The organism is Asticcacaulis sp. P2_C5 (genome assembly GCF_056404555.1).
The window spans coordinates 310,008-326,416 of sequence record NZ_JBFUDU010000007.1; the positions used below are offsets into that span (position 1 = coordinate 310,008).

General features: G+C 61.5%; 10 protein-coding genes. 4 read left to right on the forward strand and 6 right to left on the reverse strand.

Annotation, left to right across the window (positions count from 1 at the left end; genetic code table 11):
- Positions 1 to 273: 273 nt before the first annotated feature.
- Positions 274 to 1,164: an amidohydrolase family protein gene (locus AC1DXO_RS14645; protein ID WP_476978908.1), complete on the forward strand. Its 891-nt coding sequence runs from the start codon at positions 274 to 276 to the stop codon at positions 1,162 to 1,164.
- 42 nt (positions 1,165 to 1,206) lie between these two features.
- A complete protein-coding gene (gene rhaT, locus AC1DXO_RS14650) occupies positions 1,207 to 2,259 on the forward strand; it encodes an L-rhamnose/proton symporter RhaT (protein ID WP_476978909.1) in 1,053 nt (350 codons plus the stop codon).
- 185 nt (positions 2,260 to 2,444) lie between these two features.
- Here the strand turns inward: rhaT and AC1DXO_RS14655 are convergent, their stop codons facing one another.
- Both AC1DXO_RS14655 and AC1DXO_RS14660 read right to left on the reverse strand, forming a co-directional pair.
- Positions 2,445 to 3,848, reverse strand: a complete 1,404-nt coding sequence (locus AC1DXO_RS14655) for a rhamnogalacturonidase (protein WP_476978910.1) — start codon at positions 3,846 to 3,848, stop codon at positions 2,445 to 2,447.
- Positions 3,845 to 6,223, reverse strand: a complete 2,379-nt coding sequence (locus AC1DXO_RS14660; protein ID WP_476978911.1) for a glycosyl hydrolase 115 family protein — start codon at positions 6,221 to 6,223, stop codon at positions 3,845 to 3,847. Before AC1DXO_RS14660 ends, AC1DXO_RS14655 begins: the two co-directional genes overlap by 4 nt.
- A gap of 170 nt (positions 6,224 to 6,393) precedes the next feature.
- On the opposite strand from AC1DXO_RS14660, the gene AC1DXO_RS14665 reads away from it, so the two are divergent.
- The gene (locus AC1DXO_RS14665; protein ID WP_476978912.1) at positions 6,394 to 7,947 is read left to right on the forward strand and encodes an alpha-N-arabinofuranosidase; all 1,554 of its coding nucleotides are present in this window, start codon (positions 6,394 to 6,396) and stop codon (positions 7,945 to 7,947) included.
- Between the two features lie 39 nt (positions 7,948 to 7,986).
- On the opposite strand, the gene AC1DXO_RS14670 is transcribed toward AC1DXO_RS14665, so the two are convergent.
- Positions 7,987 to 8,721 carry a TetR/AcrR family transcriptional regulator gene (locus AC1DXO_RS14670; RefSeq protein WP_476978913.1) on the reverse strand — a complete coding sequence of 245 codons (735 nt, stop codon included), beginning with the start codon at positions 8,719 to 8,721 and terminating at the stop codon, positions 7,987 to 7,989.
- 100 nt (positions 8,722 to 8,821) lie between these two features.
- Here AC1DXO_RS14670 and AC1DXO_RS14675 point away from each other — a divergent pair, with 100 nt between their 5' ends.
- A complete protein-coding gene (locus tag AC1DXO_RS14675) occupies positions 8,822 to 9,487 on the forward strand; it encodes a hypothetical protein (protein WP_476978914.1) in 666 nt (221 codons plus the stop codon).
- Positions 9,488 to 9,511: 24 nt separating this feature from the next.
- Here AC1DXO_RS14675 and AC1DXO_RS14680 read toward each other — a convergent pair whose 3' ends face one another.
- The 3 genes from AC1DXO_RS14680 to AC1DXO_RS14690 form a co-directional block, all read right to left on the reverse strand.
- Positions 9,512 to 11,095, reverse strand: coding sequence for an MFS transporter (locus tag AC1DXO_RS14680; protein WP_476978915.1), 1,584 nt, complete (start codon positions 11,093 to 11,095; stop codon positions 9,512 to 9,514).
- An 80-nt stretch (positions 11,096 to 11,175) separates the two neighbouring features.
- Positions 11,176 to 12,297 (reverse strand): beta-galactosidase BglB, encoded by a 1,122-nt coding sequence (gene bglB, locus AC1DXO_RS14685; protein ID WP_476978916.1) that lies wholly within the window; start codon positions 12,295 to 12,297, stop codon positions 11,176 to 11,178.
- A 13-nt stretch (positions 12,298 to 12,310) separates the two neighbouring features.
- Positions 12,311 to 16,312: a beta-galactosidase gene (locus tag AC1DXO_RS14690; RefSeq protein WP_476978917.1), complete on the reverse strand. Its 4,002-nt coding sequence runs from the start codon at positions 16,310 to 16,312 to the stop codon at positions 12,311 to 12,313.
- Positions 16,313 to 16,409 lie beyond the last annotated feature (97 nt).

Here is a 16,409-nt window from a genome sequence, read left to right on the forward strand (position 1 = left end):
CCTCCGAAAACGTCAACTAGAGCGCTTCCCGATAAAGTGGATGCCACTTTTCGGATAAGAAGCGCGACAAAACATGAGCCTAGAGGACTTCCCGATCAACCTGATCGGAAGTGCTCTAGGCTGATTTCGCGCAAGGCGAAAGCCCGTTTTCAGACAGTGTAGTATCATATGAAACATTATGCCAGCCTTGTGAAGACTTGACTCATTGATCCCACATAGTATGGTCGCGTTATAATAAATGGGACAAATGGTCCCGACCGCAGGGCGAGGGCCATGACCATAGAGCGTTTTGTCGACGCCCATATCCATCTCTGGCACCTGTCGCGGCTGCGTTATCCGTGGCTGACGCCACCCTTTTCCGACGACGGCCCCAACGGCAGCGTCGAGCCGATTGCCCGTGACTATGGCCCGGCCGATTACCTGGCTGATGCGGCTGGTTTCCCTGTCACCAAGACCGTCCATATCGACGCCGGCGCCCACCCCGACGATGCTGTGGCCGAAACGCGCTGGCTGCAGTCCCTGGCTGACGAGGGCGGCATACCAAATGCCATCGTCGCCTTTGCGGCGCTCAACGATCCCAATGTCGAAAGCTTGCTGGCGCAGCACGTCCAAAGCCGCAATGTCCGCGGCATCCGCCATATCCTCAACTGGCACCCCGACCCGCGTTACAGCTATACGCCATCGAACCTGCTCGAAGATCCCGCGACGGCGTACGGCTATGGCCTGCTCGAGAAATATGGCCTTTCCTTCGACCTGCAGATCTATCCCAACCAGATGCAGCAGGCCTTTGACCTGGCGCGCCGGCATGCCGGCGTCCCGGTGATGATCAATCATATGGGCATGCCGGTATTGAGCGATGGCCTGGAGGGATGGCGGTCGGGCATGAAGACCCTGGCGCAGCTGCCCCAGGTGGCGGTCAAGATCTCCGGCCTCGGTTTTGTCGACCGCAACTGGACGGCAGAATCGATCCGCCATCTGATCCTCGACACAATTGATATCTTCGGAACTTCGCGGGTGATGTTCGCCAGCGATTTTCCGACCGACAAGCTGTTCAACAGCTATGCACGCCAATTGACCACTTTTGACGAGCTGACAGCCAAGTTCAGCCGCGAAGAACGGGACGCTATGTTCGCGGCGAACGCCGAACGTTTATATAGGATTTAGCCCTCAAGTAGCGAAGCGTAGGGCAAGAAAGGGATCTACTCTATGAACCCATTGTTGGGCGTCTTTTTCCACTGGTTGGGCGGTCTGTCCTCGGCCAGCTTTTACGTGCCTTACAAGCGAATCCGCCTGTGGTCGTGGGAGATCTTCTGGCTGACCGGCGGGATCTTCTCCTGGGTGATCGCGCCGTGGCTGTTCGCCTCCTTCCAGACCCACGACCTCCTGGGTGTGCTGGGCAAGACACCGCCCGACGTCATCCTGAAATGCATCGGTTGCGGCGCCTTGTGGGGGATCGGTGGGCTGACGTTTGGCCTGACCATGCGCTATCTCGGCCTGTCGCTCGGTATGGCGGTGGCCCTGGGCCTGTGCACCGTCATTGGTACCTTGGGGCCTCCGCTATTTAACGGCACACTGGGTGCGGTCGCCGCCAAGGCCGGCAGCACCTACACCTTTGCCGGTATCGCCCTGGTCGTCGTCGGCATCCTGATCGTCGCCTGGGCCGGCCACGCCAAGGAGAAGGAAGTGCCCGGCGAAAAAGAGGGCATGAGCGAATTCCACCTGACCAAGGGCCTGATGGTCGCCATTCTGTGCGGCGTCATGTCGTCCTTCTTTGCCTTCGGCCTCGACGCCGGCGCGCCCATCAAGGCACTCGGTGCGGCCGCAGGCACCGGCCCTCTGTGGGTCGGCCTGCCGGTCCTGTGCGTCGTGCTGATCGGTGGTTTCCTGACCAACCTGATCTGGAGTGGCTATCTGATCCTCAAGAACAAGTCGGCATCGGAGTGGGTGGGCAAGCCGATCATCGCTTCCGATACCAAGATACCGCTGCTGACCAACTACCTGCTGGCAGCCTTCGGCGGCACGCTGTGGTACTTCCAGTTCTTCTTCTACTCGATGGGCGAAAGCCAGATGGGCAGGTTCGGTTTCTCGTCCTGGACGCTGCACATGGGCTCGATCATCCTGTTCTCGACCCTGTGGGGCTTCGCGCTGAAGGAATGGAAGGGTACATCGGGCAAGACCAAGGGTATTGTCTGGCTGGGCATTGCGACCCTGTTGGCCTCGACCGTGGTCATAGGCATCGGCAACATGCTGAGCGCATAGATTAAGGTGTTTTAACCGCAGATTTCGCAGATTAGCGCAGATTTTTCAGAGCGTTATCGGACGTGTTGTGCGCTCTTATGGGGATGTTCGATCGCAAAGCGATCCTTAGGTCGACGTGTTGCACTGTCTATTGCGACGGGCTGAAAAAATCTGCGCTAATCTGCGAAATCTGCGGTTAACACCTTCTATTCAACGTCTTCGAACATGGTTTCCGGCCTTGCATCGGGAACCACTGTGGTCATCTCGATCCGTTCCAATAACAGGCCACGGACGTGGCGCGCCCACAGACCCCAGGCTGGCGTGACGCCGAACATGGACGGCTCCGGATAGGCGTCGGCCAGTTCGCCGGGCATGCTGTCCGGCGCAACCCCGCCGCCGCGATAACTTAGCCGGATGTCGCGCAGGACCACGTCCTCGATCGGATGGTCGGGCAGGCCCATGATCATGGCACAATAATCCGGCAGGATATTCGTCGCCGTCAGATGGCTGATCGACACCCGCCGGATCGTGCCGGGTACAGCGCCTTCCGGAGCCCGCAAACGCGCGCCGATGCGCAGGAACAGCGGTGCCGTCGTCACCTCGTTCATCGTCACATTGTCGACCGTCACGTCCTCGATCACCCCGCCATCGACCGTCTCCAGCGCCAGGCCGCGCGCGCGTTCGAAATGGCAGTTGCGTATGGCGATACGGCGGAAATCGCCCGACGATTCGGTGCCGATCTTGATCCGCCCGGTCACGCGGTCCTGGTCCGGTGACAAGAGTTGCGTCCGCCCAAAAGTGCCGTCGATCATGGTGCCGGGGTCGAACCCGCTGACCCGGCAATTGTCGATCGTCACGTCCTCGACTGCTCGCTTCTCCCCCAGGGCAAAGGAGCTTTTCAGCACGATCGCGTCGTCATTTGGGGTATTGACCTGGCAGCCGCTTAACCTCACCCGCCGGCAGCCATCGATATCGATGCCGTCGCGATTGGTGTCGATGATCAGGTTCTCGCACAGCAGCTCGTCGACCCCCGTCGCCAGCAGCGCAAAATGTCCGCCACGGACGATGGTGAGGTCACGCACCGTCACCCGCCGGCAATCGCGAAAGGCCAGCGTCTTGTTGCCCAGACCCTGCATGGCCGATACCTCGGGCGCCAGTTCCGCCATAACCTCGGCCGACAGCCCGCGCATGCTGAGTGGAAACTCGCCTGCCTGTTTGCGCCATTGCGAACCTGGACCTTCGCGTGTCAGGCCGATCCCGTCGATAATGCCCGCGCCCTCGATGACGATATCCTCGACCCCGTCGCCCCAGATCAGGCTGTTGCGCCAATGGCTATGGCCGAAGTCCTGGTACAGGTCCCACGGATTGTCCTCGGGAAGGTCGTACCGACCTGCGTGACGGCGCGGGTCGGCGGCTTCCAGTACGCAACCCTTGGCCAGATGCAGGGTCACACCGCTTATCAGGCGCAGTGAAAAACTGAGATAGCGCCCGGCCGGCAGAAGTACGGTCCCGCCGCCGGCCGCCGCAGCAATGGCGGCATTGATGGCGTCACCGTCGAGGGTGACACCACCGCCCCGGGCGCCGAAGTTACGGACATTGAAAGTCGTCATGGCCGCTTCCATAGCACGCCATAGTGCGGCATGGCGCCGTCGAGATCGATCTCGACGCGGTCGATGATGACGCCGGGATCGAGCGCGGTCAGCCTGATCGTGTGCGGTCCGGCGGCGATATATTTCAGCGCTACTTCGCCGATGGCGGTATTGCTCAGCACGTTGAAGCGCCACTGATCGCTGCGCCCGACGGTGGCAAAATCCACCAGTTGCTCCGGGCCGTCATCGAGCGACAGCTTGACCCGCACGCCGCCGTCGGCTGTCAGGGCATGGGTCGGCAACGCCACGACGCGGATCACGCCGCCGCCTTCCGTGGCCGTGAAGCTGTAGGTCGCGCTGGCCGCCGTTCCGTCCAGCGGGGCGCGCAAGGCCTGGCCCTGGCTGCCCAGGTCGTCGATCCGTTCGAAGCCCTGCGTCTCCGCCGTCGGCACCACGACCCGGTCGGGATTGCCGCGCCGGACGGTTCCGGAAGTGCCTTGCGGATAATCCGGCCACAACGGCTCGGCAAACACCGCCTGGCGCCTTGGCGCCATATCCATCATACCGCGCCACTTGCCGTCGTTCAGACTGTTATAAAGGGCGGTATCAGCGACAATGCCCTGGTGGGCCGCTCGGGCTTCCGTGACCAGGCTCGATGCAGTTCTGCCATTGCGCCCATACAGTGCCGCCAGGTCCAGTTTCAGCGTGCGGGTGTTCATATTGGCCGCCGCCCGCACCGGATACAGGACCAGTTCAAAAAAGGCGTCCTGGCGATCGGCGGGCAGGGCTGCGCCCAGGGCTTTGGCCCGCTTCACCAAACCGTCATAGGCGGCTATCCGTGCCTGGGCCTCGCGATCGTCGCCCTGGACATAGTCGCTGGGCCTGACCGGCGTCGTCGGCTCGGTCTGGCTGAAACCCATGAATTCCGGCCGCCGCTCGAAGGCCAGGTCGTAATAGCCCATCAGGATGTTCGTGGCCTCATCGGCCGCGGCATCGCCGAACTGTTCGGCCATCCAGACGCGCAGATGGGCCTTGGGTGTCTCCTCGAACCGGCCGGAAAAGGCGAGGTCGAGGAAATAGCTGGTCAGATATTCGGCCGGCTTGATGTCGCCGATATTGGCGATCCAGATCTGCCGCGCCCCTGTCGCATAGGCCCGGCCCATCTGTTCGCGGATCAATCCGGGATGGGTGGTGCCCAGCCACAGATAGTCGTGTGGCCGCCCCCAGTAGGACAGGTGATAATAGACGCCCGACCCGCCGCTGCGCTTGCGTTCGGCCGCATCAGGCAGGCGGCTGATATAGCCGTAATTATCGTCGCACCAGACCAGGGTGACGTCGTCGGGGACCTTCAGCCCGGCGCTGTAGGCCTCCAGCACCTCCTTATAGAGCACCATCTGCTGGGCCGCGCCCGCCGGCAACATCCGCCGCTGTTCACCGATCGCCTCGGCCATGATATCGCGCCGCGCCTGCGCCGTATCGGCGCCCTGCAGCGGGCCATCGTGCAGCCCGCGCAGGCCGATTGTGTACAGGGTCTCGAAATCTTTGGTTTCTCCAACCCGCTGTCGCCAGTAGTCCAGCATCGCGGCGCGGTTTTGCGTCCAGTCGAACGGGCCGCGTTTCTTCTCATCCCATTCGCGGACATTGTTGCGCCCCATCGGCTCGGCGTGCGAAGTGCTGACGACGATGGCATAGGCATCGGCCAGTTTCGCATTGTTGGGATCGCGGTAGAAGGGCGATGACACATCGTGCATGGCCGGCCAGATCGTATTGGCCTTCAGCCGCCACATTAGCTCATAGACCCGGGAGTAGGTTTTCGGCCCGATATTGCCATAGGCCGGATCGAAGGTCTTCGCCGCCCAGGGTTCCAGCCCCCAATCCTCGTCATTGAGGAAGACGCCGCGATATTTCACCGCCGGCGCGGCCGACACGACCGGCTCGCCATCTATGGACAAATGCGTGACACGGCGAGGCGTCACATCGGCCCACCACGACCATGGCGACACGCCCAGTTCACGGCTGAGATCGCTGACGCCCCAGACGGCGCCGCGCCGATCCGATCCGGTAATGACGACATAGGTCCGGCCGGGATGGCGCTTTGACGGAATGACCCGCCGCTCATAGCGTTCCCACTGTCCCGACAAATCCTCCAGCACGACACCTTCCTCACGCATCATCTGCCTGACGACGGCCGCATCCGCCGGACCGATAAGGATGCACACGCCGGTACAATCGCTCAGATGCGTCGAGGTTCGCGCCTTTTGACCGGTCAAAGCTTCGATATCGCCGGCCAGCATATCCGCGGCCAGGGTCGCTGTCGGCCGATCGTCGTGGATGATGACGGGCACGGCACCACCGTCATACAAGGTCAGGTCCGCGCCCATGGTGCTTGTTGCCATAGCCCACCCCATCGCCACCAGGAGCAAAAATCTGTTCATTTGAGCACTATGCATTATCGCGCAAGACAAATCATTATCAAACATTTCATGGGCTGGACTTTAATTGTAGGACAATATAAGACAGGGTTCCTAATCAGAAATAATGCCCGATAACAGTCCCAGGAAATGCCATGTTTCGTACCCTGACCGCCCTCGCGCTTGTCGCCGCCGTCTTTGCCTTGCCGGTAGACGCCAAAACCCTGCAGGCGAGCGCTACACTGAAGGCCGACCAGCCCGGCGCCCCGATCAGCCGCTATATCTACGGCCAGTTTTCCGAACATCTCGGCCGTGGCATCTATGACGGCGTCTGGGTCGGTGAAGACTCGAAGATCCCCAATGTCCGCGGTATCCGCTCCGACGTGGTGAATGCGCTGAAAGACGCCCATGTGCCGATCATCCGCTGGCCGGGTGGTTGTTTCGCAGACGAATACCGCTGGCGCGACGGAATCGGCCCGCGCGACAAGCGTCCGTCGCGCAAGAACAACTGGTGGGGCGGTTCACCGGAAAGCAACGCCTTCGGCACGCACGAATTCATGGACTTTGTCGAACAGGTCGGCGCCGATCCCTATGTCTCGATCAATGCCGGCTCCAGCGATCCGACCGAAATGCGCGAATGGATCGAATATATGACCTCGCCGGGCGACGATACCCTGGCCCAGGAACGCCGCGCCAATGGCCGCGACAAACCCTTTAAGGTGCCGGTGATCGGCATCGGCAACGAAAGCTGGGGCTGCGGCGGCGAGATGACGCCGGAATATTATGCTAACGAATACAAGCGCTTCAACGCCTTCTTCCACAAGAATTCGGACAATCCGGCCGTCCGCGTCGCGTCGGGCGCCAACAGCTTCGACACCCACTGGACCGAAGTCATGATGCGCGATGTCGGCCCGCGCCGCATGGACGCCATCAGCCTGCATTACTACACTCTGCCGACCGGCGACTGGAGTCATAAGGGTCCGGCCACTGGCTTCTCGCAACAGGACTGGGTCGATACCTTCTCCCAGACCCTGCGCATGGAAGACCTGCTGCAAAAGCAGATCGCCGTAATGGACGCGGCTGATCCGGAAAAGAAGGTCGGCCTCTATGTCGACGAGTGGGGCACCTGGTATGATGTCGAAAAGGGCACCAATCCCGGCCACCTGTATCAGCTCAACACCCTGCGCGACGGCGTCCTGGCGGCGGCCAATTTCAATATCTTCCACCATCATACGGATCGTGTGCGCCTGACCGCGATCGCCCAGACGATCAACGTCCTGCAGGCGATGATCCTGACCGAGGGCGACCAGATCGCCCTGACGCCGACCTACTATGCCTACAAGATGTACGTGCCGTTCCAGGATTCGACGGCCCTGCCGCTCGATATCACCTCGCCGAACTTCACGCTTGGCGGCAAGACCATCCCGGCGGTCAATGCCTCGGCGGCCAAGGGCAAGGACGGCAAGACGTGGATCGGCCTGAGCAATATGGACCCGGAAGACGAGGTCACCCTGACCATCGATCTCGGTACGCTGAAGGCGAAGAACGTCTCGGGCACGGTCATGACCTCGGACAAGATGGACGCCTACAATGCCATCGGCAAGCCGGCAACGGTTATGCCGGTGACCTATAAAGGCGGAAAGCTAAAAGGTAGTACCCTGACCCTGACCCTGCCCGCCAAGTCGGTCGTGGTCGTCTCGGTCGAATAGTTTGTGGGCGTCTCCCCGGCTTGCGCCGGGGAGACGATCTCAGGCACGGCGTGCCTCGACGAAGGCTTCCACACCGTCGAGAAGACGGTCGAGGCCGAACTGGAACATGCCGTCAAGATCCAGCCCCGGCTCTGCGAACCGACCGGTGATGACCATATCGGTCAGGGCCGGGTAGCTTTCGTCGCCGGTTACTCGATGCAGCATCCGGCCGAAATTGCTTGCCCATTCGGCGGTTGCCTTGGCGCCGACCATCACCTGCGCCGAAGCGCGAAAGTGACCGTCGACCAACATCAGGACAGCCAACATCTCGCTTGCTGACAAGGGCAGCCCCGCCAGGGCTTGCAAGCCGGCGTCAAGCCAGCGCGCCCAGTTCGGTCCCACGGCGGCCCGCGTGCTCATGACGTCGAACAGCCATGGATGGCGCCGGATCAGAATCAGATTTGCATGCGCCCACCGCGAAATATCGGCCCGCCAGTCCCCTCCGGAAAGTTCCGGCGGATATTTCATTATGTCATCCGCCATCAGGTCGATTAGGGCCGACTTGCCCGGGACGTGGCGATAAAGCGCCATGGTGGTAACGCCCGTCTTCACGGCTACCCGATTCATGGTGATGGCGCCCAGGCCTTCGGCGTCGGCAATGGCAATTCCCGCCTGGATTGTGTCGTCCAACGTAAACGACGGCTTGGGGCCCCGACGCGGCGGAGTCGGAGTCCCCCACAGCAGGTCGAACGACGCGCCCGTGTCATGGATGTCAGCCGAATTATGCCGCGCCACATCTGTCTCCATCCGGCATCGTCAAAGGCGACCCGTTCCCTGCTATAGCATTGACAAAAAACAGTGTACCATATACACAATTAAAAAAAGGGAGGCTGATATGGACGATAAACCTGTTCGCATAGTGACGGCTCTGGCCGGAATTTTAATGATGGCCACGGTACTGGTCGTGATTCCGCTCTATTTCATCTACAGCGGTCCGCCGCCCGTGTGGAACGTCCTCACACGTATTCTGCTCAGTCTGTTCACCTGCGCCGGATTGCTGGTGTTCATGGCGGGCTTCAGCCATCTGGCACGCCGTTCGTCGCCGGCCGCGGAATTTCCGGCCCTGCTGTTTGCGGGCGCCGGTTTCATCTTCGTCGCCATTGCGTTCATGACCGCGTCGCTGGAAGCCGGTGTGGTCTTCGGTGCGCCCCAGGGCGGTCTCGATCCGACCACAGACGGCCCTCTGGCCCACGCCAATATGCTCGCACACGGACCGATCAAACGTTTGCTTACGTTGATTCTGTTGATCGCGGCGGGATACGCCGCCGCACCGGGCCGGCTATTGCCCGCCTGGATCCGCTGGTTCGGTTACCTGATCGCTCTGATCAATCTTGCCTTCGTTCCCTCGTTGTATTTCGGGACCGATCCGTCGCGCTTCTATGCCGTCCACAGTTGGGGGAACGCCGCCCTGGCCGCGAGCTTTCTGACCTACTGGATATTGGCCGCCAGCATCGCCTTGCTGATGCCGCGACGCGCGAACACGAGCGCGCAGCCGGCATAGCCTGCCCAGATACTGACACATCGTCTATCCTCGACCCCACAGACGGGCATAGCTGCGGCCGGTTAGGTCCTCGACGATGCGACCGCTTTCCTCCGACTCCGGCGCCGTGGCGCCGTGGCGCAGGCGTTCGACCTCGTGTATCAGCACGGCATGGGTTCTGGCATTGAGGCGGAACTTCCATGAAATGATCGCGCCCAACACCATGACCAGGATCGGTCCTCCGACCATGACCAGGACAATGGCGTGGATGGCTTGTGGTGTCTGGGCGATAACCTGGCCCGGATGGTCCTTGGGCGAGATATAGCCGCCGATATCGATAAGCCACGCCGTTGCCAGCACAGCACCGGATTGTGCGAGCTTACGAACCAGGGTCATGACGCCCGCGAAGATGCCCTCGCGGCGCTGGCCGGTCACGGCTTCATCGACGTCGGGCAGGTAGTTGTAGACGCTCCACGGCACAAAGTTGAGCGTGCCGCGGCCAAGACCAGCCAGCAGGATCGGTACGAACAGCCATAAAGCAAGCATGGGATTCAAGCTGAGGGCCTTAGGGTTCAGCGCACCGAAAATATTACCATTCAACGCTGTCAATCCAGCATTGAAACCCAACGGTCGGACCAGATAAAACACCAGGAATAACAGGAGGCCCAGGCTGAACGCGCCAATCGCCCAACGATAGGCGACAGTCGGGCCGGTGCGGATCACGACGTAAATTGCGATCATCACCGAAATCAACTGGGCGAAGTACATGGCTGTCATCAGTTGCGAGATAAGCAGAGTCGCGCCCATCATCACGGTGGCCACGAATATTGGAAATGCAGTGTTGAAAATGTCCTGGGAGATATAGCCGCCAAGATAGACGCTCAGGTGCTGACGGAAAGCGCGCACGCGGAGCGTCGAGAATAGGTCCCGGAACATATTCACCGGAATCATCAATACTGTGAACCAGTCAATCGGTTGCGGCCGGATCTCCTTTTCTGCTTCGGTATAGGGCCGCTCCCATGTCGTCTTCAGGACAATCAACACGGCAACAGAGAATACCACGCCGAAGATTGCCGCCATGATCAGGAAGGTATTAGGCGAATCCCTCAAGTGGAAATGATCGATGATCAGGGTCGGCAGGATGGATGCGAGGATGGCTGAGGATTGCGCGACTACCATTCTGGCACCGGCGAATTTTGCCTTCGCCTTGTAGTCCTTGGTCATTTCCGCCGCCAGCGTTTCCCACGGGATGAGGAACATGGTGTAGAGGAATTCGAAGAAGACGAAGGTGATCAGATAGTAGTGAAAGCTATGCCCGGTCATGAAGATCAGGGCGAAACTGGGGAGCAGGGGTAGGGCGATGATCAGGAAGATCTTGCGCCGCCCGATTTTGCGGCCGATCCAGGTGTGGCGCAGATTGTCCGAGACATAGCCGATTAGCGGGCAGGTCACGGCCTCGATCAGGCGCGGCAGGGCCAGGATGGCGCCGGCCTGCAGGGCGCTGAGGCTGCAGAAGGTGGTGAAGAAATAGAACAGCCAGCCGGTGATAACCGCCTGCGCGCCGGCGCCCAGCATATCGCCGGAACCCCAGCCGAAATAATTGATCCAACCTGGCTTGCGTTGTTCCACGCCTTTACTCCCTTATTCTCGTGCCTTCCCGCTACGCGGGGAGGGGGACCGCCCAAAGGGCGGTGGTTGGGGCTCTTTTCTTACACAAACCGGTGCGTGAATTCGCCCAGCGCCAACAGGGCCATCGACTGGCCGTAGGGCATCGAGGTCAGAGGTATGTCCTTGTATTCCTGGACCGAGTTGAACACCGGCGTGCCGAACGACACCTGCTGCAACTCGCCGTCGTCCGAGATATGGCCGCGTACCGCCTTGACCGCCTTGATGCCCATGGCTTCATACGACTTGTCGATATAGCCCTTGCGGACCGCCTTCAGGATACCGAAGGCAAAACCGGCCGAGGCCGAGGCTTCCTCGTAGGAGGTCGCATCATCCAGGATGGTCCGCCACAGGCCCGACGCAGCCTGGCAGCCGGCCAGGGCCTTGATTTGCGCTTCCAGGGTCTCGACCAGGAACAGGCGCAGCCCGTCGTCCGCCTTCAGGTCCAGCAGTTCGATGAATTCCGGAATGGCGATTGTCACCCACGAATTGCCGCGCGCCCACAGGGCATCGGCGAAATTATGCCGGCCGTCGAAAGTCCAGCCATGGAACCACAGGCCGGTCTTGCGGTCGGTCAGGTATTTGATGTGCAGCATGAACTGCCGCTTGGCTTCCTCGACATAGTGCGGCCGGTCGAGCAGCAGGCCGATCTTGGCCAGGGGCAGGACCGACATCATCAAGGTGTCGTCCCACATCTGCTGGTGGTTGACCGAGTTGAACACGATATGCTGGAAGCCGTTTTCTTCGGTGCGCGGCAGGCCGTCCATCAACCATTCGGCCCAGATGTCGAGATAGGGCAGGTAGGTCGTGTTACCCGTGCGCTCATACAGATAGGCCAGGGTCAGGAAGGGCGCCATGGTGTTGATGTTTTTCGACGGCGTGCCTTCCTTGAAGCGCGCCTCGAACCAGTCGACCATGATGTCCCAGGCGTCCTGGTTCCCCGTCACTTCCCAATGCTTGTAGATGCCATAGAGGCCCACGCCATGCGTCCATTCCCAGCCGGCCCAGCCCTTGGTATCGATCACCCGTCCGTCGTCCAGATGCAGCAGGAACTCGCCCGACTCGTCCTTGATATTGACCAGGTTATGGATCAGGCGGCGGATGGCGTCGTCATAGTCTGCACGTGTAGCGCCGAGCGAGGTGACATGGTGGGCGAGAAGCGACATGGGAGAAATGCCTTTAGCGTTGGTTTTTACTGGGTTGGGGGACAGGATCTACCGGCACGCCGCCACGCACATTGCGTAAGGTCACCAGCTTCACGGGTTCAGGGGCGTTTTGCGGTTTGCCGTCAGTGGTGACAGCAAAGGTCAGGGTATTGTCGCCCTGGCTGTTAAGGATGCCGGGCGGCAGGATGAAGGTATTTTGCGGACCGACATGGCCGATAAAGTTGCCGACGTGCCAGCCGTTGACGAAGATCAGCACGCGCGTACGGTGGTCGGTGCGTGGGACACTGGCGTCGCCGAAGACAAGCCCCAACTGGACGTCCTGATCCTTCGGCAGGTCCAGCTTGAACTTTGTGCGCAGCCAGTAGGTGCCGGGTGCCGGCGGATCGTCGTCGACCGCCCCCAGTTCCCAGCCCGCCTGGTCGGCATAGGCGTCGATCGGCAGGTACCAGCCGTTGCGCTCGCCATACAGGCCGCCATTGTTCATCGGGCCGCGCACCAGGTCGGAGATCAGCTCGCCGCCCTGATTGCCCTGGATCTTCCAGGTGATGGTGGTCTTGCGCAGGTCGGCCGAGATCAGGCCGCGCGCCTCCTTATGCTCGTCATCGGCGCCGAGGTCCCAGTTATGGGCGTTGTTGCGCACCATGATCGACAGGACGTGCTGGCCGTTGCTCATCTTGGGCAGGTAGAAGTGCGAGGCCGTGGTCGTCTTTGGCCGTGCTTCGCCGGCCGCCCCGTCACGTTCACCCATGAATCGTCCGTCGAGCCACACCTGGACGACGCCGGCGGGGCCGCCATTAAAGGTCAGGTTCAGGGTTTCGGGCGACTGCCCCCGGACATTGAAGCGGCCGCGATACCAGACGTCGCCGTGGTGGAAGCCGTAGTCGCTCATGCTGAGCACGGGCTGACCGGCCGGCGGTTGCGTTGCCGCGGTGGCGGCGGACTCCTTGAGGTCAGCAGCGCGCCACTGGCTGTCGTCGAACTTAGGATCGGCCTCCAGCGAATCCTTGCGCTTCATCCACTGCGCCTGCATCAGGTCGGGCAGGACCACGTCCTTCGGTCCGGCGATGCCGGTCACCCACAGCGCGCCGGCCATGGGCTCGGATTTCACCGTTTCGCGGTTGAAAGTCACGGTGGTAACCGGTTTCGGCGCCCAGATCTCGATATCGCCGGCTTCCGATGTATCTCCGGTCAGGTTCAGGGTCGTACCGTCGAACTTCGCCTCGCGGATCAGGGCGTAGGTCCGCTCCAGGACCGGGCCGTCGGGCGTGTCCTGGCGCCAGAAGGTCTTGGCGACCGCATCCTCGGCCAGCAGTAGTTCAAGTCTTTCGGTGTCTTTGGCCGTCGTCCCGGTTTCGATGCGCACGCGGTTCATGCTGGTATGGACGTAGTTGAGGCGCAGGTCGTGGGACTTGACGTCCCAGGTCACGGTGACATTGCCGCTCAGCACGGTGACGACCGGCTTCTTCTTGAAGCGCAATACCGTCTCGCCGTCCTCGCCGCGCGGGCCATAGAGCACGGCGATATCGCGGTCTCCCTGGCGCAGATGGGTCAACAGGGTCGAGGTCGTATAGACCAGATGCTGGCGCTCCAGGGCGTAGTCGGCAACCAGAAGCTTGGCGTCCTGGCCGTTGATGCGCAGGGTGCCGGCCTGGGGCAGGTGGAAGGTTCCGTCGCGTGTGGTCAGGTCGAAGCTGAAGGCGTCGTCACCGGTCGCATCCGACGGTTCGTGACGGGCATAGATCAGGTCGCCCAGTCCCGCGCCCGACACGTCGTGATAGATCTTCACATTCGGTGATGACGAGGCAATCGGCGCGCCCTTGTCGAGGTCGCTGAGCAGGGGTGTCGCTGCCTGGACGAACTGGCCCATCTGTTTCAGGGTATATTGCTTGTCGCGCAGGCCGCGTGCTTCATCGATGCCGGCGCCGTAGTCGTAAGAGGTGTAGACGACGCTGGCCGGCAGCCAGCCCCACGACGTGCCGCCATAGGCCATGTAGATGCTATGGATCGACAGGCCGTTGATCAGGCTGGAGCCGAAGACCGTCTTGACATAGCCCGAGCCGACGCGCTGCGCCGTGCAGTCGTAGGACCCGACACTGCCCCAGAAATCAAACCAGCCGCCACCGATCTCAGCCGCAAAACCCGGCGTCTTGGGTGAGGTCAGGGCGCCGATCTTGACCGGCTTGGCGAGGTCGACGTGATCGGCGCCGGCGGGGATTTCGGCCCACATGCCCCAGTCGGGGACCTTGTTCGGCTTGCCGATATCGTGGGTATTGGTGCAGCCGCCGCCGGGATAGCCGTCGAAACCGTAGAGGTCGGTCGGGCCCGATACCGCCCACGGCGCCGTCGATGACGGCGGCGTCCAGTAGGGCAGGCGGCTGGCCGAATTGTGGAAGATCGGCACGGTAATGCCGTCGGCATGAACCTTGTCAGCCAGGTGCTGCATATAGCGTTTGTGCGTGTCGCTGGTCAGGCCCAGTTCGTTCTCGATCTGGACGGCGATGACCTTGCCGCCGCCGGTAGTGATCTGGTGGCGGGCGACAATGGCGTCGATCTGGGTCATCCAGGCGTCGACCTGGGCCAGGTATTGCGGATCGTCGGTCCGCGCTACAGCCTTTTGCCGTGCCATATAGCCCGGAAAGCCGCCCATGGTCAGTTCGGCGTTCACATAGGGTCCCGGCCGGGCGATGACGTACAGCCCTTCGTCCTCGGCCATCTGGATGGCCTTTTCCATGTCGCGGACGCCGGAGAAGTCGTATTCGCCGGGCGCCGCCGAATGGTAGCCCCAGTCGAAATAGAAGGTGACGGCGTTGTAGCCGGTCGCCTTCATCTTTTGCAGCACATCGCGCCACAAACTGGGCGACGGCAGGCGGAAGGGATGGAATTCGCCGGCCCAGATCATGGTCCGCTTGCCGTCGATCATCAGCGAATGGTTGTCCCAGGTGACGGCCTGGCCCTTGGCCTTCGGTGCCGTCGCGGCCTGGACCGTCGCCGTCGGTTCGGAAATGACGGTGAAATGACGCACAGCCCCCGACACGCCGCCGACCTCGGCGCGTTTGGTCCAGGTGCGCAGGCCGTCGAAACTGTCGGAATACCAGTAGCGCTTGGTCATATAGTCGTCGAAATAGACGCGGATACCCGATTGGCCGGCGTCATTCTGGATCGTCACGGCCGCCGGGCCTTCGATCCACGATCCCCATCCGGCCCAGTCGCCGTGGCGCACGATGGTCCACGGTCCGGTCAGGCTGGTCGCGGTGGCCAGTTCGATATTTTTCGTCGTCTCGTTCTTGACGTAGGCGTAGTAGGATTCGCTGTAAACATAGGGGAAGGTGTCGATATAGTTGCCCTGCAAGCCTTCCATGGCCACCGGCGTTTCGAACTTCGCGCTGGCCAGGTCGGTTGCCTTGATGAGCCAAGCGCCGAACGGCCCCTTGGTGCCGCCCTTTGACAGCGACACGACGATATAGATCTGGCCGTCGCGATCGCGCAGCCATTCCGGCGCCCAAACATTCGTAATTCCGGGGAGGCTGATATCGACATCGCCGACAGGCTCCCATGTTTTCAGGTCGTGACTGCGCGCCATGCCGAAGCTGTGGCCGTCCCAGCCGGTGGTGTAGGCGACATAATAGTAGCCGTCGGCGGCATGCAGGATCGACGGATCGCGCAGCAGGCCCTTGGCCGGCTTATAGGCATCGGTCGCAAGCGTGGTGAAGGTCTTGCCGTCATAGGACGTGAACAGGCTCATCCGGTCCTGTGACGTCGCCGGAAAGGCCGACATGACAAAGGTGGTGGGTCCGCCCGTCGCGATCGGCGGCATGTCAGATGCGCCCTGCGTCGTCGGTGCGGTTTGCGGCTTGTTCTGCGAGGTCAGCCCGAAGCTATCCATCATGGCATCACCGGACGCCGGAGTCGTTTGGGCGGTTGCGGTGGACGCCAGAATTACGCCCATTGCCGCGCCCAGCATCAGCCCGGCCCGCACGGGGTGGCGGCGCAAAAGACTGGCGGGGCTAGAATTCATACGAAACTCACCTGGACGATCGGCTCCGGTTCTGTACAGCCGGATTGGGCCCAGGCAGCGCCGTGACCTGACCGGCAACTTGGCATTGACAGCCCGC

Excerpts from the sequence above, each read along its gene's own strand:
- rhaT (WP_476978909.1), top strand. The coding sequence starts at position 1,207 with ATGAACCCATTGTTGGGCGTCTTTTTCCACTGGTTGGGCGGTCTGTCC.
- bglB (WP_476978916.1), bottom strand. The coding sequence starts at position 12,297 with ATGTCGCTTCTCGCCCACCATGTCACCTCGCTCGGCGCTACACGTGCA.
- AC1DXO_RS14660 (WP_476978911.1), bottom strand. The coding sequence starts at position 6,223 with ATGGCAACAAGCACCATGGGCGCGGACCTGACCTTGTATGACGGTGGT.
- AC1DXO_RS14675 (WP_476978914.1), top strand. The coding sequence starts at position 8,822 with ATGGACGATAAACCTGTTCGCATAGTGACGGCTCTGGCCGGAATTTTA.
- AC1DXO_RS14690 (WP_476978917.1), bottom strand. The coding sequence starts at position 16,312 with ATGAATTCTAGCCCCGCCAGTCTTTTGCGCCGCCACCCCGTGCGGGCC.
- AC1DXO_RS14655 (WP_476978910.1), bottom strand. The coding sequence starts at position 3,848 with ATGACGACTTTCAATGTCCGTAACTTCGGCGCCCGGGGCGGTGGTGTC.
- AC1DXO_RS14645 (WP_476978908.1), top strand. The coding sequence starts at position 274 with ATGACCATAGAGCGTTTTGTCGACGCCCATATCCATCTCTGGCACCTG.
- AC1DXO_RS14665 (WP_476978912.1), top strand. The coding sequence starts at position 6,394 with ATGTTTCGTACCCTGACCGCCCTCGCGCTTGTCGCCGCCGTCTTTGCC.